Here is a 26414-nt window from a genome sequence, read left to right as displayed (position 1 = left end):
ATCGACTTACCGACATTCTTCGACAATCAAGACGCTCAACATACCCTATCCCCCAAGCAATTTACTGCCGAACTCTACGATTAAAAAGATAATTAATAAGATCGCGAGTATTTTTAATGCTACATACGCTACTTTAAAAACAGCATAAATGAGTAAGACGATTAAAATAATCGTTAAAATTTCCATCTAGAATTCCTCCAAGCTTTGCTCCTCACATCTTATTTTACTCGCCCCACACTTTTTATGGAACGGCATAAGACGACATAGAAAAAAGAGGATACCTCACCCATCGTAAGATACCCTCTCTTTCAGCTGCTCAAACCATTCTCTTTCTAATTGTAAATATCCCATTTCACTCTTCTCGGCGCTCTTCAATTCTTTATCCGCTTTCCTCATATAAACGTTGGAAGCTTCCATATCGCCCTCTACATATTTCACAATTCCTTGTGTACGATAATACCCATGTAAGTCTATTTTTGTAATAGCCTTCCCATGTTCTTTCGCTTCTTGCAGAGAAAGACTATCCATCTGATAAAGAGCTTTATATAAAAGATACCAACTATGAAAACTACTAACGAAATATTTATTTTCTTTCGTTACAGGTAGTTGAACAATTGGTTCTATATATGGTATCGCTCTTTCCATTCCTTCTTGATCGGCTCTGGTATAAAAAACGAGCATAAGTCCGCTCATTATATCTCTTATACTTTTATCTTCCTTTAATTTTTCCTCACTAAGTTCTATTAATCTCTTATCCCAAACTTTCGGCCTCTTATAACTAAATAACTCACTCGATACTTGAATGTTATATAAATGCTGCCTCGCTTTTTCATCATCTTTAATTAAAATGAGAAATTGCATACCATCACTCAAAAACGTTCCTTTTATCGGTACGATTGTAGCTGCAAAAATGACAAAGTGTAAAACAGAAAAATATAAAAGATATTGATAGTAACTCACCATGTATATGTAACCAGAAGTAATACCAAATAGTAAACTCACAATCGGTCCACCTAAAGTGAGCCACGCCCATTTTTTCGAAAGATTTGGTGTCTCTATGGAAGGAGGCACTAACATCGCCACGCCTCCAAAGTACATCCACAATTTATTTTCTCGAATGCGTACTTTCCCCTTCTCTTTTTGAAAAGTAATCGGCCCTACTGTCATAAATTTTAAATTTAAACCACCTATTAAACCAAACACTACATGTCCTAGCTCATGAATAGCTAGCACCAATAAAAAAATTCCAAATAATGCCCATATATCCAACATTATTTCTAATTTCTCAGTTCGGATTACTCCGTATAAAATGGACAAAACTAACGCCACCGTCATAGTACCAGCTGGCCTTCTTAAAATATCCACCTTTTCCTCCCCTTAATAAATCATTTTTCTATGCATTTCGTACATGAATTTTCCGATATGTAATATCCAAATAAATGAGATTAAACCAAGCAACACGAAATTGATATCACTAACAGCTGTATATATAACGGCAGCCCACCACACATATGCCAATACTTTATTCGTAAATTCGTAAGCTTTATATCCAGCTTCATGCACAATATGCTTTAATCCTTCATCAGCGTTTTTCTTCCACATCTCCATCGATTCCATATACGTTACACCTTGTTCAGGGTAAAGCTTGTTATAACGATTCCTCGCCATGATCCCAATGATCACTATAATAATCGTAAAAGCAGTAGCAGCTACCATGTTCCAAATTGCGAAGGAAACATTTGCATCTTGCATGAATGCACGTCTACATGTAATAACTGCATATACAAACCAGGCCTGCGTAACTATATCTCCTATACGTAAATACATAATTACAATCCCTAATTTTCTACCTTGTACACTCTCTTCTTCATCACGTGCCTCCGCTAACATACGTGTATTCTTCCAAGTGTAATACATCATTATCATTCCAAAAAGAGTACATACACCTATTAATATATTGGGTGATAATTTTCTCGGTTCATCCGAGAGTAAGTCTAAAGCTATATAGGATGCAAAAAAGCCACCTACCATACTTAATATGAGTTTGCAAAAACTAATAAATTGTTCTCCCATTTTACCCTTCACCATCATCTTCCCCCTCCACTAACGTAAATATTTCCTCCACCGGTACATTGAAAATTTGTGCGATTTTTAACGACAATACGATAGATGGTGCATAATCTCCGCGCTCAATTAAACTAATCGTTTGCCGCGATGATCCAATCGCTTTCCCTAAATCCCCTTGTGATAAACGATGCTTTGCTCTTAGTTCCCTCACCCGATTTTGAAGCTTCATATCTTCCCTCTTTTTCATTTATTTAATTAAAATTGTAAATAATATCCTTATTTTTGTCAATTATAATTGTCATTTTGACGTTAATAATTGACAAAAATAAAGATATATTATGATAAAAATAACCTATATAATGAATGTGAAATATTAAACAAAGGAAGTGACCTATGAATAAAACATCTACTTTTTCCTATATTCTTACTAAACTTACAGCGACTTTCTTTTTATTATTACTTATTAGCACGCTTCTCTTAACAACTAGTCAACCAACATTATATAGTTTCTTAGCTGGATTACGAGAACTACTATATTTTCCCTTCGTTCCTTTCCTTGCGGTATATGCAATTTTTTGTTCTATTTGCATAGATAAATTGAAATTAAAAACATATACAAGACTGAAGACATTATTACTTTACATTTTTTGCGGCTATTTATTTTTTCTTCCCTTCTTAATATTTAAAGAAGCTGATCTAATACAGTTCTTGTTCCTCGGATCAATCGGAGCAGTATGTTCTCTTTCTTTCTATTTATGCACAGTCATAGCAACAAAATTTAAGTGGATACAGTATTTCGTACCAAGCATTATGTTTATTATATTTATCACAATTCACTTAGTAGATATAGCAAGGGTTGGAACATCAAAAGAACAATGGGTCGAAACAAAAACCGATAACTCTTTCGAAGCATCTTTTCAACATTTTAGTGGTGAACATAAAGTCCCAATTGAACTAAAACGAGGTGAAATATTAGAATTCACTATTGAATCACAAGCTGAAAATTCGAATGGCTACATAGGGGACATAAAAATGGCTAGTGAGTTTCAAGAGGAAGAAAATTTTTTAGCTCCAGCTGGCCCTAATACGTACCATTTCGCAGCAATTAAGACAGGCACTTATTACATTATAGTTAGCGGAAATCAATTAAAAGGAAAGTTAAAAATCGATTGGAACATAAAATAAAAAAGGCAGTGCATCTGCACTGCCTTCCTAAATTCTGACATAGAATGGATTCCATATTAACTTGCGTTTTGTAAGAATGCTCGTTTTAACTGTTTACGGAAACGAACTCCTAACGTAATTGCTACAATCGCAATCACTCCAAAAATAATTTTACCGATGTGACCTTCTAACGCTCCAAAAATATCATGCAAGTTTCCACCTAACCAGTAACCACCAATTAAGAAGAATGATACCCAAAATAGAGCACCTGAGTAAATTGTAATTGCAAAACGGCGGAATGGTAAGTTAATAATTCCTGCAAAGTATCCTGTAAAGTGACGTACACCAGGAATAAAGAAACCGATAAAGATTAGGAAATATCCATACTTATCAAACCACATTCTTGTTAAGTCGATTTTTCTTTGTGTTAAAAATACGTATTTCCCATACTTTTGAACAAAGGGCATTCCTAATTTATTTCCTAAAAAGTATTGGATCGTCATTCCTACACTTGTCCCAATGAAGGATAGGATAATTAAAATCGGTAAACTTAAATCACCTTTATGTGCTAAAAATCCCGCATATGCTAACGTTGGCTCTCCCGGAAACGGAAGTGCAATATATTCTAACAGCAAACCAACAAGTACAACATAGTACCCGTATTGCTGAAATAATTCATGAATCCATTCCATGTCATCTCTCCTTTCAATCACGTGCAACTTCTTACTAATATTGTATAAAAAAATTGTCGAAATAACTATCACAATAGCTTACATTTTTATTACATTTTTGTAAGGCTCTCACTAAACTTTTACGTTCTTTATTTACTTTCATTTTCAGACAACTTAACAAGTATATAACGTGAGAAACTAGGGCCTTAATATGCACTTTTTATCCATTTTTTAACACTTAAAAATCGTTATATTTTGTTCTTAATAAAAAACCACTACAAACTCATACTAACTTCATATTAGCTTCATATAAGTATTGTAAGATTATATCGGAATTTGTTGAAAAATTTAACCAATATATGACTAAACATTAATTTGAATAAATATTAATCGCTTTTCGAAATTGAAAAAAGGGTGAATAAAAAATGGAAGCTTATAAAATGCACGATTTTATTAATACAAATGTTGAATCTCACCAAAATGAAACCGTTTTTAATTTACACATATGTGAAACAAATGAATTTGACGTAAGTTTAACAAAGTCTACAACACTGTCTTTTATCGTTTCAAAAAAGAACATTAAGATTGTTACAAAAAAATGGATTAATTCAAATCAAGAAAGCATGATTGGCAAAAGCTACATCATTCCAACGAAAGCTTTTCACTACTTCTTACCAATTATTTCTGAAACGGAAGATGAATTAAATATTCAAGTTCAAAGTTTTGGACTACATGGCGAACTTTTATTAAATGAAAGATTACTTATTGATAAAAACAACAAACACAATGCCAAAATTACTACCTTCTTTGAAACATTAGATGAAAATGTAAATAAAGTATTACGAGGATTGCAAATTCATTGTATGTAAGACTATTACAATAGTAAAAAGGAGAATAAAATGAAAAAACTATTATTAAGCGCACTATTATCATTAGGAGTTTTAACTATTCCATTCACAAATGCTGAGGCAGCTACAACGAAAGATCAACTGATTGTAAACACGCAGTTAAATAAAATGGATTATTATCAAAACGGAAAATTCATAAAAAGTTTTACTGTCGCTACTGGAAAAGCAGCTACGCCTACACCTAAAGGTACTTTTCAAATCGTAAATAAAATTAAAAATCGTCCTTATTACACAGGCAAAATTAAAGGCGGCGATCCACGTAATCCGCTTGGTGACCGTTGGCTCGGACTAAACATGGCAGGAACTTATGGAACAACTTATGCGATTCATGGTACGAACAATAATCAGGCAATTGGTAAGTGGACAACACTAGGTTGTATTCGTATGTATAACAATGATATACACTGGTTATTTGAGCGTATTCCCCAGCAAGCTACTGTCACTGTAAAATAACCTCAAAGCGCGATTTACATGTAGCCAAGAATTTTATGTCTTGGCTTATTTTATTTCTTCATTTACAGTAGCAAAACAACTGTATTTACATATATAATAGGAATAGATTGTGTTAGGTAACATCCAAACATTGATAAACATGGATATTAAAATTATACAGTTATAATATTTTATAAATTTTACAATACATACTATAATAGAATTACTGTAATTCTTAAATATTCAGTTTCACTAAACAACTCCCCTTGCTACTTTCATGATTATTTTATGGCGGGGGCTTATTATATGTATAAACAATCTGAGTCATCGAAAAAATGATGAATTCGAATATTGCAGTTAAAAGCGTTATTTAGGAGGTGTTACTATGACGCATATACTGGTGATTGAAGACAACCCAGATATACAAGAACTAATTCGTGAATTTCTAATGGCACAAAACTTTACTGTTGATGTCGTTGGTGCTGGAACAGAAGGTATACTTCTTTTCCAAAAGAATTCATACGATCTTGTCCTCCTTGATGTGATGTTACCAGATATAGATGGCTATAGTATTTGTAAAATTATGCGAGGACAATCTGATGTACCAATCATTATGTTAACAGGCCTACATAATGAAGAAAGTGAAATTAAAGGATTTGAATTAGGTATTGATGACTATATTACGAAACCGTTCCATTACACCGTATTTATTAAACGTGTAGAAGCTGTATTAAGAAGGGCAGCAACGAAGGAAGCCGAAGCTGCGACTATACTACAATTCCATGAATTGATGTTAAATTCTACAGCATACGCCGCTTATGTTCATGGTAATCAAATTGAATTGACAACAAAAGAATTTGAAATTATTTATACTTTACTGCAAAATCGAGGAAAAGTATTATCAAGAAGTGATTTGTTGAATAAGGTATGGGGCTATGAACATTATGGTGATGTAAGAGTTATAGATACACATATTAAAAACTTACGAAAAAAATTAGGAATTCCTTATATTAAAACGGTGAAAGGCATTGGCTACAAAATCGAATCGTAGCAAAGACAACATCACCAAAAATATTTTCATCAAAACCTTATTATTTTGTATTCTTTTATCACTTTGTCTTTATCAAGTTATTTACTTCTTAGCTTCAAACTACGATAAAGAACGTTTTGCGAAAGAAAATGGAACGCATACTACAGAACAAGCGGATTCAGATAAACAAAACGACCAAAGTAAAACGAATCAAAATAAAGCTGTATCACAGGGGAATATTTTTAATTTCCAATCTTCTATTATAGATTATAATTCTCTCTCTACAGCTATCAATCACCTTTTGCAGCCTAGCCAAACTGCAAAAGCAAAAGAACATACTCAAAATATTTCGGGGAAAAATAGCGCTTCTGCTCCACTTACAGAAACGGAAAAGCAAGTCGCTACTAATGATGCCTTACATAAACAAAATGCAGCAAGTAAAGCAAATGATGCACAAGATAATCCAAAATTAACAGATGTACTGCAGCAATTAGCTCCACATATTGGCGCAACAATGCTTGCACTCTCTCTGCTTGGATCTTTAATTTATGCAAAACTAATTGCTAAACCTTTTCAATATATGAGTGATGCTTTAAAAGATATTATGAATCTTGATTTCTCAGATAAAAAGCTACTCAACAAAAATACGGATCAAACAGATTTTAATTTACAAGTAGCTGCTTCACAAATACCAAATATAGTGAAGAATTTACATGCAAGCAATCAAGATTTAAGAAATGAACTCAAAAAGGAACAACAATTAGAACAATCTCGTAAAGAATTTATGTCTATGGTTTCCCATGAATTAAAAACACCAATCGCAGCCGTTATGGGACAACTAGATGGCATGATTCACGGAATTGGAGCTTATAAAGATAGAGATAAATATTTAAAACGTTCCTATGAAATGATGCAAGACATTAACATATTAACGGAAAAAATGTCGGAATTATCCAAAATACAAAACCCTCAATTTAAACCTGATTTAAAAGTTATCTCATTAACTAATATTATTGAGGATGTTATGAAGAAAGTAGATTATTTCGTATCTGTAAAGCAGTTAAATGTTCAATCTAACATTAAACAAGATGTACAAGTTTTAGCTGATCCTAAATTTATTCAAACTGCCATTTTTAACATTATTTCAAATGCAATTCATTATACAATTGACCATCAGCATGTATATATAAAGCTTTATGAAAAGCCAAACGGTTACGCATTAGAAGTATTAAATACAGGTTCACAAATAGATGAGGATAAACTTGCCCATTTATTTGAGCCATTCTATCGCGCAAACCCTGACAAACACGGCTTAGTACAAGGTAGTGGTCTTGGGTTATACATTGTAAAACAAATACTAGATAAACATCAATTTCCTTATGGTATACAAAACACGCCTCAAGGTGTAAAATGTTCTATTGTATTCCCAAAAGCAATGTAAAAACCTACTACAATTTCATATCCCAAATTCATACTTCGTATGAGTGGCGGAATTTTGTAGAGTATATGACTCTGTTTCGTTCGCCCGTTATCCTTATTTGGATAGCGGGCGTTTTTTATTATGTAAAAGGAGGATTTTCATGGAGAAATTTAAGTATTCATTACTCGTTTTATTCGGAGCTTGTAGCTACGGCGTACTTTCAACTATTTTCAAACTCGGATTCATTAATGGATTTTCAGCACATCAACTATTAGGAGGACAATATGTCTTCGGATGGATTGGTCTTCTTCTGCTCGTTCTTTTCGTTTCACGTCATAAAGTAACAAAAAAGCAATTCTTTTCCTTACTAACAGTTGGCACAACGATGAGTATGACCGGTATCTTCTACGCTATTTCTGTAGAAGAACTACCAGCATCTATCGCTGTCGTCCTACTTTTCCAGTTCACATGGATTGGTGTCGTTATTGAAGCAATTGCAAACCGAACATTTCCAAGCCGTGAAAAGGTCATATCTATCATTATTTTATTTACTGGAACATTGTTTGCAGGCGGTGTATTTGAAGGCCTCGGACAAAGTTTTTCTACAAAAGGGATTATCTTTGGACTATTAGCCGCTGTCTCTTTTTCATTCTATGTTTTCGCAAGTGGGCGTGTTGCTACAGAAGTTCCGCCTTATACGAAAAGCTTTCTTATGACAACAAGCGCTACGCTTATCGTATGCCTATTCTTCCCACCAACCTTTTTAACAGACGGTGCTTTGCAAGCTAGCCTATGGAAATATGCTTTCTTCCTCGGATTATTCGGCGTTGTCGTACCTGTCATTTGTTTTTCGATTGGCGTACCGAAAGTAGGAACAGGACTTGGTACAATACTAGGTGCAGCTGAATTACCAACAGCCATTATCGCTTCTATTACACTTGTACATGAAGTCGTAACGTTCATGCAGTGGATTGGGATTATCGTTATATTACTTGGGATTTTCACTCCTCAACTTCTTACAGCTAGGAAAGAAAAAAAACGTAATCGCGTGTATAGTGCTTAAAAATATTAACTTGCGTATAATATGGAAATAAAGTTACAATGTGGTATAATTTCAAATCTATTTGGAGGTATAAATGACTATTTTAAGCGTAGCCTTTTTTGCCATTATGTGTATCTTCTTCCTAATAAGATATATGAAAGAAAAGAAATTTTACGATGTGCTCATCATTCCTATTTGCATATATGCTGGAGCAGTCAAAACCCCTTTGGTGGAGTACTTAAACTTTAATACCACATTCAAAATAACATATGATATTGCAGCTATTATTCTCGTAATCCTTGCTGTGCTGTTCTTCTTAAAGGATAAGAAAGAGAATCCTACTGCATAACAAAAGACCTTTCATTTATTTGAAAGGTCTTTTTCTCTATCTCACTTTACCGCTCCATATAATTTCTCTACCTCATGCTCAATTTGTTTCACATCAATCCGTTCAAATAGTGGCTGCACGCTATCAATTCTAGTTGGCACCGTATGTTGAGGCTCCCAATTTCGGTTCACAATCGATAATGTGTTTCTAATTCTTTCACTTGAAAATGGTAAAAATGGTTCCAGGAGATTTGCAAAATTAGCGATGAGATACACACAATTATAAATCGTTTCTTCGCATGAAACTGGATCATCCTCCCTTTGTTTCCAAGGCTGCCTCTCATCAAAGTATTTATTTGCAAAACGTACTGCATCAAATATTGATTCTAGCGCTACCTTAAATTTAGTTTGCTCAATCGCCTCTCCTACATGTTTATATAATCCTTCTACTTTATCTTTCAGCTCTACATCAATACTTCCCTTCGGCACGATACCACCATAATACTTTTCAATAAATTTTAATGTCCGGTTTACAAAGTTTCCGTATGCCCCTAACAATTCACTATTATGACTGTAAATAAATTCCCGCCATGAAAAGTCAGTGTCACGATTTTCTGGTGCGTTGATGGTTAAAAAGTAACGAATAGAATCTGGATCATAGCGTTCTAATATGTCAGGCACCCATACCGCCCAGTTTTTACTTGTAGATAATTTTCTTTTTTCCACTGTTAAATATTCATTTGAAACGATATGACTAGGAATTGCCCCTTCTCCTATTCCAAGCAATACCGCTGGCCAAATGACGGAATGAAACGGAATATTATCCTTTCCGTGTACATAATATGTTTTCGCTTCGTTATCCCAAAACTCTTGATCACCTTCCCCTGTTTTTTCAGCCCAATGTTTACTCGCTGAATAATAGCCTGTCACTGCTTCAATCCATACGTAAATTTTCTTATCTTCATACCCTTCTACTGGAATTGGTACCCCGATTGGTAAATCTCGTGAAACCGCCCTATCTTGTAACCCTTCCTTTACATATCTTTCTGTTAGCTGAATCGCATTGTCGCGCCATGTTCCTGTTTGTTTGGCGTTTTCTACAGCCGTTTTGATTTGCTCCTGAAATGTATGCAATGCAAAATAGAAATGCTCTGTTTCCTGTACGGATGGTGTACTATCACATAACTTACATTTCTTTTCTAACAAATCGAGTGGATCTAAAATAGCTGAACACGCATCGCATTGATCTCCTCTTGCTGCTTCATGGCAATGCGGACATATCCCTTCTACATAACGATCAGGTAAAAATTGCGTACACGTTTCGCAATATGCTTGTTCCACTGTTTTTTTATAAATATGTCCCTCTTCTAATAAACGTAAAAAAACATTTTGAACCGTTTCATGATGGTGCTCACTATCTGTACGTGTATAGCAATCATACGTAAAACCAAGGCTACGGAAACATCGCTGGAACTCTTCATGATACTGATCAGCAATTTCCTTCGCCGTCACACCTTCTTGTTTTGCCCGAATTGCAATTGGTGTTCCATTACAATCACTTCCCGAAACATACAACACATTCTCACCTTTTGCCCGGTAATAACGTGCTAAAATATCTCCAGGTAACAAACTCGCAATATGTCCAAGATGTAACGAACCATTTGCATACGGCCAAGCGCCCCCAATAAAAATACTCATCTTACATTCCTCCTTTAAAATATAAAAAGCCCCGCCCTTATCTAAAAAAAGATAAGGGCGGGGCTGTATAAACAGTCGCGGTACCACCTTATTTCGCCAATTACTCACATAATTAGCCTTAACAAGTACGGAGCTATATGCTCTTATACTGTGATTTTGATAACGAGTACCAACTCTCGTCGCCGCCTACTATTATCATTTCATAAGTTCAGGACGAAGCTCAAAGGCCATTGTTCAAATGAATATTCTTGCTTCTTCTCAGCTACCGAAGCTCTCTGGAAAGAAAGTGTTCATCCTACTTTTCCTTTTCAACGCTTTTGTATATAACACGTATTTTACGACTTAATAACAGAAAAATCAAACTTTTATCCAAAAAGAAAAGGAAATCCCACCCTCTCGCCGAATACCTATACGTTCACAAAAGGAGTGATATAATTGAATCAAAAACAACTAAGCACACGTAATGAAAAAAGCTGGAATGCAGCTGCTTATGAAGCTTGGACGAATCGCCACGGTGCACCAGCTGATTATGCGAAAAAAATCATGGAAGACCCTATGCGCGAGGTAGATCACTATTTACCTTACATACAATCTCCGAAAGGAAAACGTATTATTAATTTACTCGGGTCAAAAGGAAATAAAGCTGTTGCTCTCGCTCTTTTAGGAGCTGACGTAACAGTTGTTGATATTTCAGCAAGTAATGCAAAATATGCAAATGAACTTGCGGACGCAGCCGGTGTCTCTATCCAGTATGTCGTTTCTGATGTATTACATGTACAGCTCTCACAATCATTTGATATCGTATTGCTGGAACTTGGTGTACTCCATTACTTTTTAGATTTAAAACCGCTCTTTCAAAAAATTGCTACTTTACTTAAGCGAGATGGAATGCTTATCCTTCGTGACTATCATCCTGTTTACACGAAATTATTAGGAGTCGACCATCCATCATTTCAGGCCAATGGAAATTATTTCGATAAAGAATTGATTGAAGATGATGTTGCTTATAGTACTCTTCTTACAGAAGCACAGAAAGAATTGTTACCTAAAACAACGATCCGTCGCTGGACGCTAGGAGAAATCATTACAACACTTGCGGAAGAACATTTTAAAATTGAAAAACTAGTTGAAGAACACGGGTCACATCAAAGATGGGTCTTCCCTTCTACTGCACCGGAAAGAATTGAAGAGCGTGTGCCAGGTCTATATACATTAATTGCAACAGCATGCAAAAAAGGATCCCTTCACGGATAGGATCCTTTTTGCATGCTCACGCATATAAGTTGAGGTTGGAGATTACCATAATTCTGTAGAATAGGACACAAGATATTTCAACATTTCGTCTCTGACTTACGTCGTCAAAAAGGGGTATGACCAACATAACGAAGAGTAATGTCTTTAGTTGATACTGATAATCGTTATCAACTAATTAGAAGTATACATGATGTTATTTCAAATTACAATAGCATTTCTCATTTTTATTGATGAATTTTTTGATATACAAATGTATACATTTTAAGAACATTTACTCATATCAATCTGCCATATTCCATTATCTGCTATAATTTTCATTGAACAGATTAATAACTTCATAATAATGTTTTTATTAATTTCGTTCTTAATATTTATAAATTATAATAAATAGTTTTTAAAGGTAGGGGTAACGATGAAATATGTTAGTATTCGAAAAAAACTACTGTTCACACTCTTAAGCATTTCTTCTTTATTTAGCATTGCTCTTATTGTTATTCTTTCATTCGCTATGAGCCAAGCGAGCGAAATTGAAATGTTAAAAAATGACGTATCCAAAAGAGCAACGATTTTAAAAGAACGCGGTGATTGGTTCCAAGCACAAGTTGCTGGTCTACAAGAATATTTACTATCACATGATCAAAAAGGATTGGATAAATTCAACCGAGAAGGAAAAAAACTAGCTGATACGAGAGAAAAAGTAACAAGTGATAAAAAACTTTCAGAAGGAATGAAAGAAGCCATTTTAATGGGAGGAAAATGGCGAAGCATCATAGATAATGAAGTCCTCCCTCTCGCTCGAGAAGGAAAATGGGACGAAGCATCCAAAATCGCTTTAGCTCAAACTGATTATGTAAATGACCTTTTAAGTCGTTTTACGAAATATGCAAATGAAGAAAATGATAAGCGTGACGCATTAATTGCTGACGTGGAATCTTCTTCATCCCTTATTCAATATATTATCTTCTTCTCACTCATTACATGTACAGTAACGTCTATTTTATTAGCATGGTGGTTCTCTGGTAAGCTCGTTAAACCAATACGACAAATTGATGAGAAATTAAAAGAATTAGCTTCGCAAGATGGTGATTTAACTGCTAGATTGCATGTAACGAGTAAAGATGAAATTGGTGATATCGCCAATTCCTTTAATCAAATGCTCGCTAATTTACAACGTATAATAAAACAAGTGCAACAAACATCAACAAGTGTAAAAGAAGCATCTGAAAATGTGTTTATCGAAACAACTGCTTCTATGGAAAATACAGCAAAAACTGAGGAAACTATGAATGCTCTTGAGCATAATATTCGTTCACAAGTCTCCAGCATCGAAGAAAGTTCAACTGCAATGGACGATATGGCAACGAGTGTTCAACGTATTGCAGAATCCGCCTCTTCTGTTGCTAGCCTAGCTGTTACTACTTCAGAAAAAGCTGATAGTGGGAATAAAGTCATTGAGAAATCTATTACACAAATGCATACCATTAATGAAGCTGTGAACGCTACATCACAAGTAGTAGAACGACTCATTACACATACGAATCATATTGATACTGCACTTCAATCTATTTCTAATATCGCGGAACAAACGAATTTACTCGCTTTAAATGCTTCCATTGAAGCGGCTCGTGCTGGTGAACATGGAAAAGGCTTCGCTGTTGTTGCCGATGAAGTACGAAAGCTTGCTGAACAATCTCAGCTAGCAGCAACTGATATTAACCATTTACTTCATCAAATTCAAGCAGATACAAAAATAGCAAATGAAATGATGACGCAAGGTCAGTCAGAGGCTTCTGAAGGCATTACAGTCATTCGTACTGCTGGATCTTCATTCTCAGAAATTGTTAACCACATTAACAAAGTTTCTACACAAATGCAGGAGGTGTCTGCAACTGCTGAAGAAATGGCCGCAAGTTCTGAAGAAATGAATGCAGCTTTAAATAACATCGCTTCTATTTCAAATGAAGTTGCCGCCGAAACATCACAAACAGCAACTTCAGCTGGTGACCAAGTAAACAAAATGAGTGGCGTTGCTAAAAAAGCATCTGAAATGAAAACGACCGTACAAGAACTTGAAGTTCTCGTTTCTCATTTTAAAACAAATGCTTAAGGTGAAAAAAGAGAGATTTACAATCTCTCTTTTTTCACCTTAAAATATCTCTTTCTATCTCTCATTCCGTCTGCTATAATTCCTAAAGGAAAGAAGAAAGCTTTATTCCAGACGGAGTAAAGCTTTCTTTCAACTTTTTACATTAATTAATTCTAATACTATGATTTCACAAAGGAGGATTTTATTATATGAGTTTTATTAGCATTCGAAAAAAACTAATGTTCATGATGGGAACGATTTGCGCTTTATTTGGAATCGCTTTAGCTTTTATTTTATTTTTTGCTATTGATCAATCTCGTCAAGCTGAAGCATTACAAAAAGAGATTTCCCCCCTTGCAACACAATTAAAAGAGCGCGGGGATGCTTATCAAGTACAGCTCTCTGCTTTAAGAGGGTATTTATTACAACACGATCAAGTTGAATTTGATAAGTTTAATTCGATGAGTAAAGAGCTTGAGAATACAAAAGATAAGCTTCTTTCTAATCCAAATGTTTCTGAATCTATGAAAAATACAATGGAATCAGGATCCACTTGGAGAAAATTTATTGAAGAAAAAGTTTTCCCTCTTGCAAAAGAACAAAAGTGGGAAGAAGCTTTACAAGTAGCTTATGCAGAAAATGGTACTGTTTATAAAGTAATTGGTGACTTCACAAATTATAGTAATGAACAAGCTAAATTACGTGATCAATCTATTAAAAAAATTGATCAATCTTCACTACAAATTGAATATGTTGTCTTCTTATCACTTGTTATTTGTATTATCGTAGCTATCACACTTGCATGGTGGTTCTCTGGTAAACTTGTTAAACCAATTCAACAAATTGATAGCAAACTAAAAGAATTATCATCTCAAGAAGGTGACTTAACAGCCCGCCTACAAGTAAATAGTAATGATGAAATTGGTACGATTGCAACATCATTTAATACAATGTTAGAAAACCTACAACATATCATTAATCGTGTTCAAAAAACATCTGTGGAAGTACAAAACGCTTCTGAAAATATGCTAGAAAAGACGAATATATCACGCGAGGCAACGCTAAAAGTACAAAGCTCGATGTCCAACTTAAATGAGAGTATTCAATCGCAAGCTTCTAGCATGGAAGAAAGCTCAACTGCAATGGACGATATGGCAGTAAGTGTTCAGCGCATTGCTGAATCTGCCACATCTGTAACTGAACTTGCTGTAGCTACATCTGAACAAGCTAACGACGGAAGTTCGGTTATTCAAAAATCCGTTTCACAAATGACAACAATACACGACGCTGTAAATGCTACGTCAGAAGTGGTCGAACGTCTAATCACTCACACGAAATATATTGATACAGCTGTACAATCTATTTCTAATATCGCGGAACAAACAAACAAACTTACTTGCTTTAAACGCCTCTATTGAAGCAGCTCGTGCTGGCGAACAAGGAAAAGGTTTCGCTGTCGTGGCTGACGAAGTTCGAAAACTTGCTGAACAATCTAAAACTGCTGCAACAGATATTAACCAATTACTACATCAAATTCAACAAGACACTGAAACTGCGAGCTCTATGATGTCACAAGGTCGTTCTGAGGCATTTGAAGGCATTCATGTTATTCGTGAAGCTGGTAATTCTTTCACAACGATTGTGGAGCAAGTAAATAAAGTATCTACTCAAATGCAAGACATCTCAGCAACTGCTGAAGAAATGGCTGCAAGTGCTGAAGAAATGAACGCTTCACTGAATAACATCGCTTCTATTTCGACTGAAGTATCTAGTGAAACAGCAGCAACAGCACAATCTGCTGAGCAAAAAGTCATTACGATGAATGAGATGACACAAACAGCTAAACAAATGAAACAAACAGTTGAAGAATTAGATCAACTCGTATCTCATTTCAAAACTGAATAGCCTTTAAAAAATATCCCTCTTCCAAAAGGGATATTTTTTTGAGCTCATTTCCTGCACATTATACACATTTCCGTTATAATGAGAATCGATATCATTAAAATGCAGGGGGTGCTACTTATGTCACAAGAAGCATTTGAAAATAAATTATATGCCAATTTAGAAGCTGTTATTGACCCTGAACTAGGTGTTGATATTATTAATCTTGGATTAGTTTATGACGTTACAGCAGATGAAAATAATAATGCTGTCATTACGATGACGATGACTTCTATCGGCTGTCCAATGGCTGGACAAATTGTATCAGACGTAAAAAAAGTATTATCAACGAACGTACCTGAAGTCAATGAAATAGAAGTAAATGTCGTTTGGAATCCACCATGGTCGAAAGAACGCATGTCACGTATGGCGAAAATTGCATTAGGTATTCGCGACTAAATACAGAAAGACCTGACATCCTAGTCAGGTCTTTTTCTCTTATTATTTTACGCCTACTGCATCGTAAGCTTTCGTTACAGCTTGTACAGCTTTAGAGTTTTTACCATATAAATCTTCAGCTGACTGAAGTGCTGCTTGACGCATCATCTTAAAGTCAGAGTTTGCAGTTAAATATTTCGTAAGAGCACGGTAATAAATTTTCTCTGTCGCTTCACGGCCTACCCCTGTTACTTTCACGCCGTAATGATCTCCACCTTCAGATACTAAGTATGCAGCTTTATTGTTAATACTGCTGTTAATATGAACGCCGCCATTATCAGCTGTTCCAGTGTAGCGCTTATTGTAATGATCTGGGTAACCTTCACCTGGTTTTAATGGATTTGGAATAGATGCTGGATCTTTCAGAGAACGAAGTGCATCACCAGGTTTTCCAGGTGTATAAATGTCAGCACCTAAATCCCAGCTCTTCTTCTCAACCATGACACCCATAATATCAGATAACGATTCATTTAACGCACCTGACTCATTTTTATAAACAAGATTTGCTGTATGCTCAGTGACAGCATGCGTTAATTCGTGACCGATAACATCTAGTCCAGCAGATAATGGAATGAATGTTTTACCATCGCCATCACCATACATCATTTGCACACCGTTCCAAGCTGCGTTATTCCAGCTTTCTCCAACGTGAACAGTAGAAATTAGCTTCGCACCTTTATCATCGAAAGAGTTACGATTAAATGTCTTTTTGTAGTAATCATATACTTTCCCTGCATTTACATGCGCATCAACTGCCGCTTTATCTTCGAAGAACTTAGATTTACTTTCAACTTCTTCTCCTGTATATCCAAGCCATTGTGAGAATAAATTAAACAAGTTTTCATCCATATTTTCTGCATCAAACGTATGGATACCTTGTCCTCGTTTACCATCAAACAAGTTGAATTGTCCTGTTTTCGTATCTTGAGCAATTTCAAATGATTGTCTAGCACCTAATACGCCGTAACCAAATCCAGTAATGTGATCTACAGCGTTATATTTCTCAATCACATTTCCATTTGTCGCATCAACAAAATAATGCCAATACCCTGGAGCTGGCTTTGAAATCGATGCTTTCACTAAGTATGCAAGATAGTAATTCCCATCTTTTTCATACACATATAAATCTTTTTTCACACCGTCATAATTCTTTACTTTACCAACTTCTTTTTCAATATCTGCCTTTGCAATTGTTTCTGCTTGCTCTGCACTAATCTTTGCAAATGCAGGAATATTTTTATCCTCTAAATTCGGAATAACTTGTCCGAAGAATGCTTTTACATTATTCTCTTTATCTAGTGTAACTGTTTGATCTGAACCGTACACAGGAATGTTATTATGTTTCTCAACTAGCTTCACGTGTGTTGTACCGGATTCAGCATCTTTTTCTTCCCCAACGACATTAAAGTGTTTATCAATATTTCCTGCTAATTTGAACATATCTTTCTTACTCTCTAAATATTGAAAGACCGTTTCTTTTTTATCTAGTCCTTCCGGTGCTTTCCATTCTTCACCTATGTATGCAGGCGTTTTAAATTCTTGATGGTATTGAATTTTTTGTTCTTCCGCTTTCGTTGTCGTTGCTCCAAATGTTCCAAATCCCCCGGCGATAACAGTTAACGCTAATGCTGATGAAATGACTTGCTTTTTCACTATAACATTCCCCATTCCCTAAAGATTTTTGACACTTTTATACAGTTCTTGGTTTTCAAGTGGATACCTTTACCTAAAATTTGAGAAAGTTTTTTCTGACAATTCCACTCAAAAAAAGAGGACATCCTATCGGACGTCCTCTTTTTTATAAACATTTTATTGCTTTTTCAATTCAATTGCTAAATAGTGTGATTGCTCTTTCGCTTCAATATGAATATCTTCTTCAATCGCTTCTGCTGCATCACGCATAACAAGTGTCTCACCATTGATTACACTACTACCTTCAATTTGTACAACATACAATTGACGGCCTTCTTTCACTGGAAAATGAATTTCTTTTCCAGCATGTAACGATAAAGCATATAAATTCGCATCTTGGTGAATTTGAATTGGTGCCCCGCCTTCTACTTGAGATACCATATGAAACCATTCATTTTCACGCTTGCTCCAATCAAATTTAAACTCACCATAGTTTGGTTTATGGTCCGCACGATCTGGTAAAATCCAAATTTGTAGTAAACGTAATGTTTCATTTCCTAAATTATGCTCACTATGAAATACACCCGTACCCGCACTCATATATTGAACATGTCCACACTCAATTGTTCCGCGGTTCCCCATGCTATCTTCATGTGTTAAAGCACCGTCTACAACGTACGAAATGATTTCCATATCGCGGTGGGGATGCATATCAAAACCAGTTTGCGGTGCTACTAAGTCATCATTAATTACACGTAATGCACCAAAGTTCATGTTATTAGGATTATAATAATTTGCAAATGAAAAATGAAAATGTGTATTTAACCAACCGTGATTTGCTCTCCCCATATTTTTATGATCAACTTTTCTAAACATATCCTTCACCTCATATTATCTCGAATTCGAGATTTATTTTAAAATTTTTCTCACTATAACTTTTTTAGTAATTGTAGTAATTGATGTTGTTCTTCTACGTTTAAATTTTGAAACTGCTCCGCTTGGAATGTTTCTTGAGGCGGGACGATTTCTTCATATAAAGCTCTTCCCTTTTCTGTTAACGAAATATATTTTGTAGTACCTTCTTGTTCACGACGAATCCACTCGAGCTGCTCCATTTTATTTAAAAGCTGCGTAATATTTCCCTTCGTAACAAATAGCTTATTTCCAAGCTCTTGCTGCGTTAAACGATCATGCCCTCCAACTTGAGCTAGTACATCAAACTGAGCGGCAGATACATTCCATTCTTTCAAATGCTGATTCGTCTCACGAATACTTTTGTTATAAAAACGTGATAAACGAAACCATAGGAGTAAACCTAGTCTATCTTCTGTTTTCATTTCATCACCTCGCTCGTTTTATACCATTAGTTTAGAACTAAACTTTATAAAAGTCAATTACTTATTTTTAGTAAGAACCAAAGAAAGCACAGCGTCATTTCTCCACTATGCTTTACATTAACTTTCTATTTTTATATTCATCTAACTTCCTCTCCGCGAACTTTCTCGCATCTTTCTCAATCCATCTATCTTCGTACAATTCACTTCCAACATGCAATACTTCGCTCTTATGTTGCATTGCATGACGAAATTCATGCAGTAGTGTTTTAAGCACTTGCTCATACTCTTCCCACATACAAACAAAAATTAATTGTTTTTCTTTATGATAAAAACCACCTACCGGGAATAAAAATTCCTCTTCTTCTTCTCCTAGTGATAAAAGGACATGATTCGCATCACACGTATCACAAAAAATAACTGGCGTTTTACATACTTCAATCAGTGAAAATAAATCGTCTCTAAGCCTTTTGACATCCCAAGGAAGCTCCGAATCCAACACATACCAATTCTCCACCTGTTGATATACATTTTGAAACTGGAGTTCCATTTCTCTTTATTCCCCTTTCCAAGCATCCTTTTTCTATATGTATGCCACAATATGGTAAATATTAAACGTATTCTTTCATCCTTAAAAAAATGCCAATCAAAAAGGAATCTATATCGACATAGATTCCTTTTCCGTAATCACTTTTTCATACATATCTTTTACTTTTATTTTTTTAATTTAGTTAGTCTTCGTATCCCACTTAAAGACTTTATTTAAAAATTTATATACATTCTTTGACTCTTTCGTCAGAAGTGGACCTAAGATAGATAGTATAAGCACGTATAGTGCTGAAAATGGCTTCAAGACTGACATTAAACCACCAGCGATACCGATATTGGCCATAATGATGGAGAATTCTCCTCTTGAAACGATTGTTAATCCAATATTTGTTGACGCTTTATGAGATAATCCAGCTTGTCTTCCTGCAATCATCCCTGCTATAAAGTTTCCGATGATTGTAAGAAGGACAGCACCTAACGTTAACCATATCGCTCCGCCCAGTGAGAACGGATCAATGCTTAATCCGAAACTGAAGAAGAAAATAGCTCCGAAAAAGTCTCTAAATGGAACAACGAGATGTTCAATTCTGTCACTATGCTCTGTCTCAGAGAAAACTAACCCTAAAAGAAGTGCTCCAATTGCTTCAGCAACGTGAATTGTTTCCGAGAATCCTGCAATAAAGAATAATGAAGCAAATACTACAATAATGAAAATTTCATCCGAACTAATATTGAGCAATTTATTTAATAACGGCGTCGCCTTTCTAGCTACAATAAAGAATAGAAGCATATATCCTAAAGCAATTCCAATTGAAGTAAGGGCACCCAAGAATGAAGCGTGATCCCCTAGAACTAATCCAGAAACGACTGATAAATATACAGCCAGGAATATATCTTCGAACATGATAATTCCTAAAATTAATTCGGTCTCATTATTACCAGTTCTTCTTAAATCTACTAACACCTTTGCAACGATAGCGCTAGAAGAAATCGTAATAATCCCCGCAATAATTAAGATTTCTAGTAAAGGGAATCCCATTATAAATCCGTACAATAACCCAAGTGAAAAGTTAATTAAAATATAGATCGTTCCGCCAATCGCAATAGAACGTCCAGATTTAATTAGTTTTTTCATCGAAAATTCTAGTCCTAGATAGAACAGAAGAAACAGAACGCCAATCCGTCCAAGGAAGGAAATGACACTTGCACTTTCAATAAACTTGAAATCGATCACACCAATTGTCGGCGCGTGTGGCCCCACTAACATTCCAAGAACAATTAGAAACGGAATGACTGAGAATTTAAACTTTCCAGCAATTACTGCCGCAATTGCAACTAATACTAACGCTGTACCAACTTCAAAAATTAACGTATCCATCTAGTCAGTCCCCCTATTCGAAAGTAACTCATTAATAATTTTTTTAATTTCTTCTCTCTCGCCTGAAACTACAAGCATATCGCCTTCCTCAATTACTGTTTCTGGTCCTGGATTAAATAGCTTTTTCATATTCTTCTTCATAACTGCAATGATCGTTACGCTATATGTTTTTCTTATTTCAAGATCGCCGATTGTTTTTCCGATTGCTGGAGCTTCCTTCTCCACTTTAAACCACTCAATCGCCAAACCTTCAAAAACCATTTCAACATTTTCTAATGCTCTAGGTTTATACACCATTCCACCTAATATTGCTGCAATTTGTCTTGCCTCTGAGTCGCGTAATGAAATACTTGAGATACTTTCTTCATGGTCTGAATCAAAATGATACATTTCTCTACGCCCGTCATCATGAATAACAATCACCATCTTCTCGTTACCTTTCGTAATGATTTGAAACTTATAACCAATACCCGGAAGTTCACTTTCTCTAATATTCATATTTAGCTCCTCCACAACAATTTTTATTTAAAATTTCTGTTTTTCTGTCTTTTATTCAACCAATTAACTTTAGAAATTCTAACCATTCAGGATACCTGTGACTTGGAAATCTTTTATTGTAATAATAAGTGGCTCCTAAAAAGATACTTAAAGATGTAACGATAAAAAATATATTACTTCTCATTTTCAAACTCTTAAGGCTTACTTTCCATAAAGTTTCTTCTTTCAAATTATCCCCTCTTTCTAGCGTTACATTTAGTTTTTTAAAATGTAAATAATTCTAAAAATATTACGATGTAACATAATCATAACATAAAATAACTTTAAGTAACATGATTTTTTAGAAAAATTGATTCTCGTATATTTTTTGCATATAATTTTCTTATTACGGAAAAAAGGAAGTGTATTATATGGTTGATATCTTTAGCAGATTCCTTGAGGTAACGAATAATATTTTATGGTCATATATTCTTATTGCAATGCTAATCGGCTTCGGTCTTTATTTCTCTTTTAAATTGAAGTTTGTCCAAATTACTCATTTCGGTGAGATGGTCGGTTTAATTAGTAAAGGATTTAATCGAAAAGAAAAAAAGAAAGATAGTATCTCCCCGTTCCAGGCATTTTGCTTAAGTGCAGCTGCACGTATCGGTATCGGAAACTTAGCTGGTGTAGCATTAGCTATCTCAATGGGCGGACCTGGCGCAGTATTTTGGATGTGGTTTATCGCTATCCTTGGAGCAGCTACTAGTTTCGTAGAATGTACGCTCGCGCAAATTTATAAAGTAAAAGATGGAAGCAGATTCCGTGGTGGCCCAGCATATTATATGGAAAAAGGATTAAACAAACGCTGGATGGGTGTTTGGTTCTCACTTCTTATTACAGTTGCGTACGGATTAATTTTCAACTCTGTACAAGCAAACACAGTAACAATAGCATTTGAAAATGCTTTTGGACTAGAGCGAACGATCGTAGGAGCTCTATTAGCTTTATTAGTTGCAGTTATTATTTTCGGTGGTATTAAGAGCATTTCACGTATTACGGAAATGATTGTTCCTCCAATGGCAATCATTTATATTGGTGTGGCTATTTTTGTTGTTATTAACAACTTTACTATGTTACCAAGCATTTTTATGGAAATATTTAATGGTGCATTCGGTTTAGACCAAGCCATCGCTGGTGGTATTGGAGCAGCAATTAAGTTCGGAATTCAGCGCGGTTTATTCGCAACAGAAGCAGGTATGGGTAGCTCTCCTAACGCAGCCGCAACATCAGATGTATCTCACCCTGTTAAACAAGGACTTGTTCAAGCATTAGGTGTTTTCGTAGACACGTTCTTAGTATGTACATCAACAGCATTTATCGTATTATGTTCGGGTCTTTACAAAGGAACAAACTTACAAGGTATCGAATTAACACAAAATGCATTAAGTTCACAAATCGGACCATGGGCAAGTACTTTCTTAGCAATTATTATTTTCCTATTCGCGTTCAGTTCTTTACTAGGAAACTACTATTATGGTGAAACAAACATCGCATTTATTAAAGAAAGCAAAACATGGTTAATGATTTATCGCGTTGCAGTTGTCGGAATGGTATTCTTCGGATCAATCGCTGCCCTTCAAACAGTTTGGAGCTTAGCTGATTTATTCATGGGACTAATGGTATTGACAAACTTAATTGCCATCTCATTCCTAAGCAAATTCGCCTATGCAGCATTAGTAGACTATATGAAGCAAAAGAAACAAGGAAAAGATCCTGTTTTCATTGCAAGCTCTATCCCTGGCTTACAGAATACAGAGTGCTGGGATGGACAGGATGTAGAAGAGAATAAAAAAGCAGTATAACAGCTAAAAGCGGAAGCAGCTCGTTTAGAACAACAGCTATATATCAAACAAAATCCCTATTACTTCAACGTAATAGGGATTTTTATGTACAACAGTTCATAATTTGTTCAAATTAATTCCAGCAAAAGGGTTGATTTATACGAATTACTAGATTATAATAATTATAAATTAGTAATTGATATCACATAACAACTCAAAAGGAGATTGATCATAATGAACAAACAAGTAATCGAAGTATTAAACAAACAAGTAGCAGACTGGAGCGTTTTATTCACAAAACTACACAACTTCCATTGGTACGTAAAAGGACCTCAATTCTTCACATTACATGAGAAATTCGAAGAACTTTACACAGAATCAGCTACTCACATCGATGAAATTGCAGAACGTATTTTAGCAATTGGCGGCAAACCAGTAGCAACAATGAAAGAATACTTAGAAATATCTTCTATTCAAGAAGCAGCATACGGAGAAACTGCAGAAGGGATGGTCGAAGCAATCATGAAAGACTACGAAATGATGCTAGTCGAACTAAAAAAAGGCATGGAAATCGCTCAAGACTCTGATGACGAAATGACATCTGACCTACTACTAGGCATCTACACAGAACTAGAAAAACACGCTTGGATGCTACGTGCATTCTTGAATCAGTAATATATTTAAAAGCGGAAGCGGCTTGCTCAGAATCGCAGGGCATTGGAGCTCCTGACGAAGAGGCGTTTTTTGCCTCACAAGAAGGCGCGAAATGACCGACTGTTCTAGTCACCGGAACTGGATATTACTTAAAAGCGGAAGCGGCTCGTTCAGAGTCGCTTTTTTCTATGGAATGGTTGTTTTTGTTGGTACATGAAATTTATATCAGCGATTCCAACCAATATATCAGCGATTTTTCAATTATATCGACTTACCGACAAATCACGACAATATTAGCACATCCCTATCCCCACTTTCATCAATATATTACAATCTCTTTTATGCTAAAATATAGGTAACACCCTTTAGTAAAATAGATCCAAAAAAGCTTTTCCATATTCATCATTTACTACTTAAATGGCGGGAGTGGTTCAGTTGAAAGACTACTTAATTAGAGCATTTTTTGCGTTAATAACAGTTGGGATTGTCTTACTTATAGCTAATATTTTCAACATACGTATCGAGGTGAAAGACTACGCTTTCCTCGTTGTAGTAGCAATTGGTGGCGGCTGGGGTGGCTGGTACTTGTATAAAAAACAAAGTAATCAAAATGATAAAGGCATTCCAAAGTAATACGGAATGCCTCCTTTTTATTTCCGCCTATAATAAATAATGAAATTCAAACCGCTAATACAAACTATCCCAATAAACATATCAAACGACACCGAATCTCCACCTAAATTATACTCATCAACAATAAACCCAGACATAAACAACGTGATCGCGGAAACACCAACACACAATATCGAAATAAACCAAAGCGAAAACTCATTAATCAGCTCTTTCTTCTGTATTGAAACAATTAGCATAACAAGAATAGATGCTGCTAAAATACTTTTAAAAACAGGACGTAAATACACAAACTCCTCCATCTATTTCTCCTTTTCCCAAAACATTACACCTTAACATTAACATATTTAACCAAATTAAAAACACATGTCTTTTGAAGATAAAATGACATGTGTTTCCAAAAATCTCTATACAATTGTATTATGATAACTGCTTCCACTTCGTTCCTAAAACAGGACGCTCGTAATTTTGTATCTTATGAATGAGTGCATCTGCCGTCTCAGCGGCAACGATTAACTCTTTATTCGATGGATTCATAAATCCTTCTTCTGCTGCACGTTCAACCATTTGCAAAATTGGTCCGTAAAAATCTTTTATGTTCAATAAACCAACTGGCTTATTATGTATACCAATTTGTGACCAACATACTGCTTCAAATAGCTCTTCAAACGTTCCATATCCGCCTGGTAGTGCAATAAAAGCATCCGCAAGCTCTGCCATTTTCGCTTTACGTTCATGCATCGTTTCTACTTCAATTAATTCTGTTAACCCTGTATGAACGATCTCTCCTCGGAATAGACCGCGCGGCATAACACCTGTTACACGGCCACCTAAGCGAAGAACTTCGTTTGCTACTTCTCCCATTAATCCGACGCAAGAACCACCGTATACAAGCTCATAATCGTTCTCAACAAACATTTTCCCTAATTCAATTGCCTGCTCTTTAAATTCTGGTCTCTCCCCTAAGTTGGAACCTGCAAACACACAAATCTTTCTCATCCTTACACCCCGAAACTATATATTGTTATGATACAATTGTCATTGTACAACATATTGAAGGGATGAGAAAGAAATGGATATCGTCGCATTTCAAAGATGGGTTGAGGAATTTTACGAAAAACGAAGCTGGTCACAGTATAATGCCTTTATTCGCTTAAATTTCTTAACAGAGGAAGTTGGGGAAGTTTCACGCGTCGTTCGCGCAATCGAAATCGGTCGCGATCGTCCTGATGAAGACGCTAAGACAGACGAAGAGCTAAAACAAGAACTAAAAGAAGAACTTGGTGATGTACTATCTAATCTTATTATTCTTTCACAAAAATATGATTTAGATTTGCAAGACATTATGGAAGCACACGTCACAAAGCTTTCGAAAAGGTTTGAAACATCCAAATGAGAATATTATCAATTGTGATATAATATTCTTGTCACAATACTA

Annotated in this window: 28 protein-coding genes, 1 pseudogene and 1 other annotated feature; of the genes and pseudogenes, 15 read left to right on the top strand and 14 right to left on the bottom strand. The window is 35.3% G+C overall.

Annotation, left to right across the window (positions count from 1 at the left end; all coding sequences use genetic code 11):
- Positions 1-45: 45 nt before the first annotated feature.
- The 4 genes from QCI73_RS02360 to QCI73_RS02345 all read right to left on the bottom strand — a co-directional run bounded on the left by QCI73_RS02360 (position 46) and on the right by QCI73_RS02345 (position 2296).
- Positions 46-186, bottom strand: coding sequence for a DUF3985 family protein (locus tag QCI73_RS02360; RefSeq protein WP_000404782.1), 141 nt, complete (start codon positions 184-186; stop codon positions 46-48).
- A gap of 96 nt (positions 187-282) precedes the next feature.
- Positions 283-1335, bottom strand: a complete 1053-nt coding sequence (locus QCI73_RS02355; RefSeq protein ID WP_353824084.1) for a M50 family metallopeptidase — start codon at positions 1333-1335, stop codon at positions 283-285.
- Between the two features lie 42 nt (positions 1336-1377).
- Positions 1378-2088, bottom strand: a complete 711-nt coding sequence (locus tag QCI73_RS02350; protein ID WP_353822441.1) for a DUF3169 family protein — start codon at positions 2086-2088, stop codon at positions 1378-1380.
- On the bottom strand, positions 2075-2296 hold the full coding sequence (locus QCI73_RS02345; RefSeq protein ID WP_000776167.1) for a helix-turn-helix transcriptional regulator: 222 nt from the start codon (positions 2294-2296) through the stop codon (positions 2075-2077). The genes QCI73_RS02350 and QCI73_RS02345 overlap by 14 nt, the downstream gene beginning before the upstream one ends.
- Positions 2297-2460: 164 nt before the next feature.
- Here QCI73_RS02345 and QCI73_RS02340 point away from each other — a divergent pair, with 164 nt between their 5' ends.
- Positions 2461-3252, top strand: coding sequence for a hypothetical protein (locus QCI73_RS02340; protein WP_353822440.1), 792 nt, complete (start codon positions 2461-2463; stop codon positions 3250-3252).
- A gap of 56 nt (positions 3253-3308) precedes the next feature.
- Here the strand turns inward: QCI73_RS02340 and QCI73_RS02335 are convergent, their stop codons facing one another.
- Positions 3309-3923 (bottom strand): DedA family protein, encoded by a 615-nt coding sequence (locus QCI73_RS02335; protein ID WP_000454756.1) that lies wholly within the window; start codon positions 3921-3923, stop codon positions 3309-3311.
- A gap of 404 nt (positions 3924-4327) precedes the next feature.
- Between QCI73_RS02335 and QCI73_RS02330 the strand changes: the two genes are divergently transcribed.
- The 6 genes from QCI73_RS02330 (at position 4328) to QCI73_RS02305 (ending at position 9083) form a co-directional block, all read left to right on the top strand.
- The gene (locus tag QCI73_RS02330) at positions 4328-4771 is read left to right on the top strand and encodes a DUF3978 domain-containing protein (protein ID WP_000388752.1); all 444 of its coding nucleotides are present in this window, start codon (positions 4328-4330) and stop codon (positions 4769-4771) included.
- A 30-nt stretch (positions 4772-4801) separates the two neighbouring features.
- Positions 4802-5263 carry a L,D-transpeptidase gene (locus tag QCI73_RS02325; protein WP_048553142.1) on the top strand — a complete coding sequence of 154 codons (462 nt, stop codon included), beginning with the start codon at positions 4802-4804 and terminating at the stop codon, positions 5261-5263.
- A gap of 364 nt (positions 5264-5627) precedes the next feature.
- Positions 5628-6293 carry a response regulator transcription factor gene (locus QCI73_RS02320; RefSeq protein WP_000148833.1) on the top strand — a complete coding sequence of 222 codons (666 nt, stop codon included), beginning with the start codon at positions 5628-5630 and terminating at the stop codon, positions 6291-6293.
- Positions 6271-7713, top strand: a complete 1443-nt coding sequence (locus QCI73_RS02315; protein WP_353822439.1) for a sensor histidine kinase — start codon at positions 6271-6273, stop codon at positions 7711-7713. Before QCI73_RS02320 ends, QCI73_RS02315 begins: the two co-directional genes overlap by 23 nt.
- Before the next feature lie 139 nt (positions 7714-7852).
- Positions 7853-8755: an EamA family transporter gene (locus tag QCI73_RS02310; protein ID WP_353822438.1), complete on the top strand. Its 903-nt coding sequence runs from the start codon at positions 7853-7855 to the stop codon at positions 8753-8755.
- Between the two features lie 73 nt (positions 8756-8828).
- Positions 8829-9083: a hypothetical protein gene (locus tag QCI73_RS02305; RefSeq protein WP_000154152.1), complete on the top strand. Its 255-nt coding sequence runs from the start codon at positions 8829-8831 to the stop codon at positions 9081-9083.
- Positions 9084-9124: 41 nt separating this feature from the next.
- On the opposite strand, the gene metG is transcribed toward QCI73_RS02305, so the two are convergent.
- Positions 9125-10759: a methionine--tRNA ligase gene (gene metG, locus QCI73_RS02300; RefSeq protein WP_353822437.1), complete on the bottom strand. Its 1635-nt coding sequence runs from the start codon at positions 10757-10759 to the stop codon at positions 9125-9127.
- 50 nt (positions 10760-10809) lie between these two features.
- Positions 10810-11080 (bottom strand) — a binding site (T-box leader).
- Positions 11081-11194: 114 nt separating this feature from the next.
- Between metG and QCI73_RS02295 the strand changes: the two genes are divergently transcribed.
- From QCI73_RS02295 to QCI73_RS02280, 4 genes and pseudogenes are all read left to right on the top strand, one after another.
- On the top strand, positions 11195-12013 hold the full coding sequence (locus QCI73_RS02295; protein ID WP_353822436.1) for a class I SAM-dependent methyltransferase: 819 nt from the start codon (positions 11195-11197) through the stop codon (positions 12011-12013).
- A 412-nt stretch (positions 12014-12425) separates the two neighbouring features.
- Positions 12426-14120, top strand: a complete 1695-nt coding sequence (locus QCI73_RS02290) for a methyl-accepting chemotaxis protein (protein ID WP_353822435.1) — start codon at positions 12426-12428, stop codon at positions 14118-14120.
- Positions 14121-14308: 188 nt separating this feature from the next.
- Positions 14309-16004 (top strand): annotated as a pseudogene (locus QCI73_RS02285) (methyl-accepting chemotaxis protein).
- Between the two features lie 117 nt (positions 16005-16121).
- The gene (locus QCI73_RS02280) at positions 16122-16439 is read left to right on the top strand and encodes a metal-sulfur cluster assembly factor (RefSeq protein ID WP_000076425.1); all 318 of its coding nucleotides are present in this window, start codon (positions 16122-16124) and stop codon (positions 16437-16439) included.
- Positions 16440-16481: 42 nt separating this feature from the next.
- Here QCI73_RS02280 and nprB read toward each other — a convergent pair whose 3' ends face one another.
- The 6 genes from nprB to QCI73_RS02250 all read right to left on the bottom strand — a co-directional run bounded on the left by nprB (position 16482) and on the right by QCI73_RS02250 (position 21869).
- Positions 16482-18131 (bottom strand): neutral protease NprB, encoded by a 1650-nt coding sequence (gene nprB, locus QCI73_RS02275; RefSeq protein WP_353822433.1) that lies wholly within the window; start codon positions 18129-18131, stop codon positions 16482-16484.
- Between the two features lie 156 nt (positions 18132-18287).
- Positions 18288-18986, bottom strand: a complete 699-nt coding sequence (locus QCI73_RS02270) for a pirin family protein (RefSeq protein ID WP_353822431.1) — start codon at positions 18984-18986, stop codon at positions 18288-18290.
- 53 nt (positions 18987-19039) lie between these two features.
- Positions 19040-19447 carry a MarR family winged helix-turn-helix transcriptional regulator gene (locus QCI73_RS02265; RefSeq protein WP_242262100.1) on the bottom strand — a complete coding sequence of 136 codons (408 nt, stop codon included), beginning with the start codon at positions 19445-19447 and terminating at the stop codon, positions 19040-19042.
- 112 nt (positions 19448-19559) lie between these two features.
- Complete coding sequence (locus tag QCI73_RS02260; RefSeq protein WP_000422823.1) at positions 19560-19994, bottom strand: DUF3920 family protein; 435 nt, start codon at positions 19992-19994, stop codon at positions 19560-19562.
- A gap of 177 nt (positions 19995-20171) precedes the next feature.
- Entirely contained in the window at positions 20172-21371 is a 1200-nt protein-coding gene (locus tag QCI73_RS02255; RefSeq protein WP_000380216.1) for a cation:proton antiporter, read from the bottom strand.
- A complete protein-coding gene (locus tag QCI73_RS02250; RefSeq protein WP_353822430.1) occupies positions 21372-21869 on the bottom strand; it encodes a cation:proton antiporter regulatory subunit in 498 nt (165 codons plus the stop codon). It lies immediately after the preceding gene.
- Positions 21870-22279: 410 nt separating this feature from the next.
- Here QCI73_RS02250 and QCI73_RS02245 point away from each other — a divergent pair, with 410 nt between their 5' ends.
- From QCI73_RS02245 to QCI73_RS02235, 3 genes are all read left to right on the top strand, one after another.
- Positions 22280-23713, top strand: coding sequence for an alanine/glycine:cation symporter family protein (locus QCI73_RS02245; RefSeq protein ID WP_262724414.1), 1434 nt, complete (start codon positions 22280-22282; stop codon positions 23711-23713).
- Between the two features lie 213 nt (positions 23714-23926).
- Positions 23927-24367, top strand: coding sequence for a Dps family protein (locus tag QCI73_RS02240; RefSeq protein WP_001041889.1), 441 nt, complete (start codon positions 23927-23929; stop codon positions 24365-24367).
- 414 nt (positions 24368-24781) lie between these two features.
- Positions 24782-24979: a hypothetical protein gene (locus QCI73_RS02235; protein WP_000656322.1), complete on the top strand. Its 198-nt coding sequence runs from the start codon at positions 24782-24784 to the stop codon at positions 24977-24979.
- 17 nt (positions 24980-24996) lie between these two features.
- Here QCI73_RS02235 and QCI73_RS02230 read toward each other — a convergent pair whose 3' ends face one another.
- Together QCI73_RS02230 and QCI73_RS02225 are read right to left on the bottom strand one after the other, a co-directional pair.
- Entirely contained in the window at positions 24997-25278 is a 282-nt protein-coding gene (locus QCI73_RS02230; protein WP_000390914.1) for a hypothetical protein, read from the bottom strand.
- A 118-nt stretch (positions 25279-25396) separates the two neighbouring features.
- Positions 25397-25975, bottom strand: a complete 579-nt coding sequence (locus QCI73_RS02225) for an LOG family protein (protein WP_001225735.1) — start codon at positions 25973-25975, stop codon at positions 25397-25399.
- A gap of 73 nt (positions 25976-26048) precedes the next feature.
- Here QCI73_RS02225 and QCI73_RS02220 point away from each other — a divergent pair, with 73 nt between their 5' ends.
- Entirely contained in the window at positions 26049-26372 is a 324-nt protein-coding gene (locus QCI73_RS02220) for a MazG-like family protein (protein ID WP_327922703.1), read from the top strand.
- Positions 26373-26414: the final 42 nt, after the last annotated feature.

The sequence above is a fragment of the Bacillus cereus group sp. MG16 genome, assembly GCF_040459875.1.
Lineage (GTDB): Bacteria > Bacillota > Bacilli > Bacillales > Bacillaceae_G > Bacillus_A > Bacillus_A paranthracis.
The sequence above is the reverse complement of the archived record's forward strand: the minus strand, read 5'-3'. Positions and strand labels throughout refer to the sequence as shown.

Coding starts and splice junctions, on each gene's coding strand:
- QCI73_RS02360 (WP_000404782.1), bottom strand. CDS start 186: ATGGAAATTTTAACGATTATTTTAATCGTCTTACTCATTTATGCTGTT.
- QCI73_RS02355 (WP_353824084.1), bottom strand. CDS start 1,335: ATGACGGTGGCGTTAGTTTTGTCCATTTTATACGGAGTAATCCGAACT.
- QCI73_RS02350 (WP_353822441.1), bottom strand. CDS start 2,088: ATGGTGAAGGGTAAAATGGGAGAACAATTTATTAGTTTTTGCAAACTC.
- QCI73_RS02345 (WP_000776167.1), bottom strand. CDS start 2,296: ATGAAGCTTCAAAATCGGGTGAGGGAACTAAGAGCAAAGCATCGTTTA.
- QCI73_RS02340 (WP_353822440.1), top strand. CDS start 2,461: ATGAATAAAACATCTACTTTTTCCTATATTCTTACTAAACTTACAGCG.
- QCI73_RS02335 (WP_000454756.1), bottom strand. CDS start 3,923: ATGGAATGGATTCATGAATTATTTCAGCAATACGGGTACTATGTTGTA.
- QCI73_RS02330 (WP_000388752.1), top strand. CDS start 4,328: ATGGAAGCTTATAAAATGCACGATTTTATTAATACAAATGTTGAATCT.
- QCI73_RS02325 (WP_048553142.1), top strand. CDS start 4,802: ATGAAAAAACTATTATTAAGCGCACTATTATCATTAGGAGTTTTAACT.
- QCI73_RS02320 (WP_000148833.1), top strand. CDS start 5,628: ATGACGCATATACTGGTGATTGAAGACAACCCAGATATACAAGAACTA.
- QCI73_RS02310 (WP_353822438.1), top strand. CDS start 7,853: ATGGAGAAATTTAAGTATTCATTACTCGTTTTATTCGGAGCTTGTAGC.
- QCI73_RS02305 (WP_000154152.1), top strand. CDS start 8,829: ATGACTATTTTAAGCGTAGCCTTTTTTGCCATTATGTGTATCTTCTTC.
- metG (WP_353822437.1), bottom strand. CDS start 10,759: ATGAGTATTTTTATTGGGGGCGCTTGGCCGTATGCAAATGGTTCGTTA.
- QCI73_RS02290 (WP_353822435.1), top strand. CDS start 12,426: ATGAAATATGTTAGTATTCGAAAAAAACTACTGTTCACACTCTTAAGC.
- QCI73_RS02280 (WP_000076425.1), top strand. CDS start 16,122: ATGTCACAAGAAGCATTTGAAAATAAATTATATGCCAATTTAGAAGCT.
- QCI73_RS02270 (WP_353822431.1), bottom strand. CDS start 18,986: ATGTTTAGAAAAGTTGATCATAAAAATATGGGGAGAGCAAATCACGGT.
- QCI73_RS02265 (WP_242262100.1), bottom strand. CDS start 19,447: ATGAAAACAGAAGATAGACTAGGTTTACTCCTATGGTTTCGTTTATCA.
- QCI73_RS02260 (WP_000422823.1), bottom strand. CDS start 19,994: ATGGAACTCCAGTTTCAAAATGTATATCAACAGGTGGAGAATTGGTAT.
- QCI73_RS02255 (WP_000380216.1), bottom strand. CDS start 21,371: ATGGATACGTTAATTTTTGAAGTTGGTACAGCGTTAGTATTAGTTGCA.
- QCI73_RS02250 (WP_353822430.1), bottom strand. CDS start 21,869: ATGAATATTAGAGAAAGTGAACTTCCGGGTATTGGTTATAAGTTTCAA.
- QCI73_RS02245 (WP_262724414.1), top strand. CDS start 22,280: ATGGTTGATATCTTTAGCAGATTCCTTGAGGTAACGAATAATATTTTA.
- QCI73_RS02240 (WP_001041889.1), top strand. CDS start 23,927: ATGAACAAACAAGTAATCGAAGTATTAAACAAACAAGTAGCAGACTGG.
- QCI73_RS02230 (WP_000390914.1), bottom strand. CDS start 25,278: ATGGAGGAGTTTGTGTATTTACGTCCTGTTTTTAAAAGTATTTTAGCA.
- QCI73_RS02225 (WP_001225735.1), bottom strand. CDS start 25,975: ATGAGAAAGATTTGTGTGTTTGCAGGTTCCAACTTAGGGGAGAGACCA.
- QCI73_RS02220 (WP_327922703.1), top strand. CDS start 26,049: ATGGATATCGTCGCATTTCAAAGATGGGTTGAGGAATTTTACGAAAAA.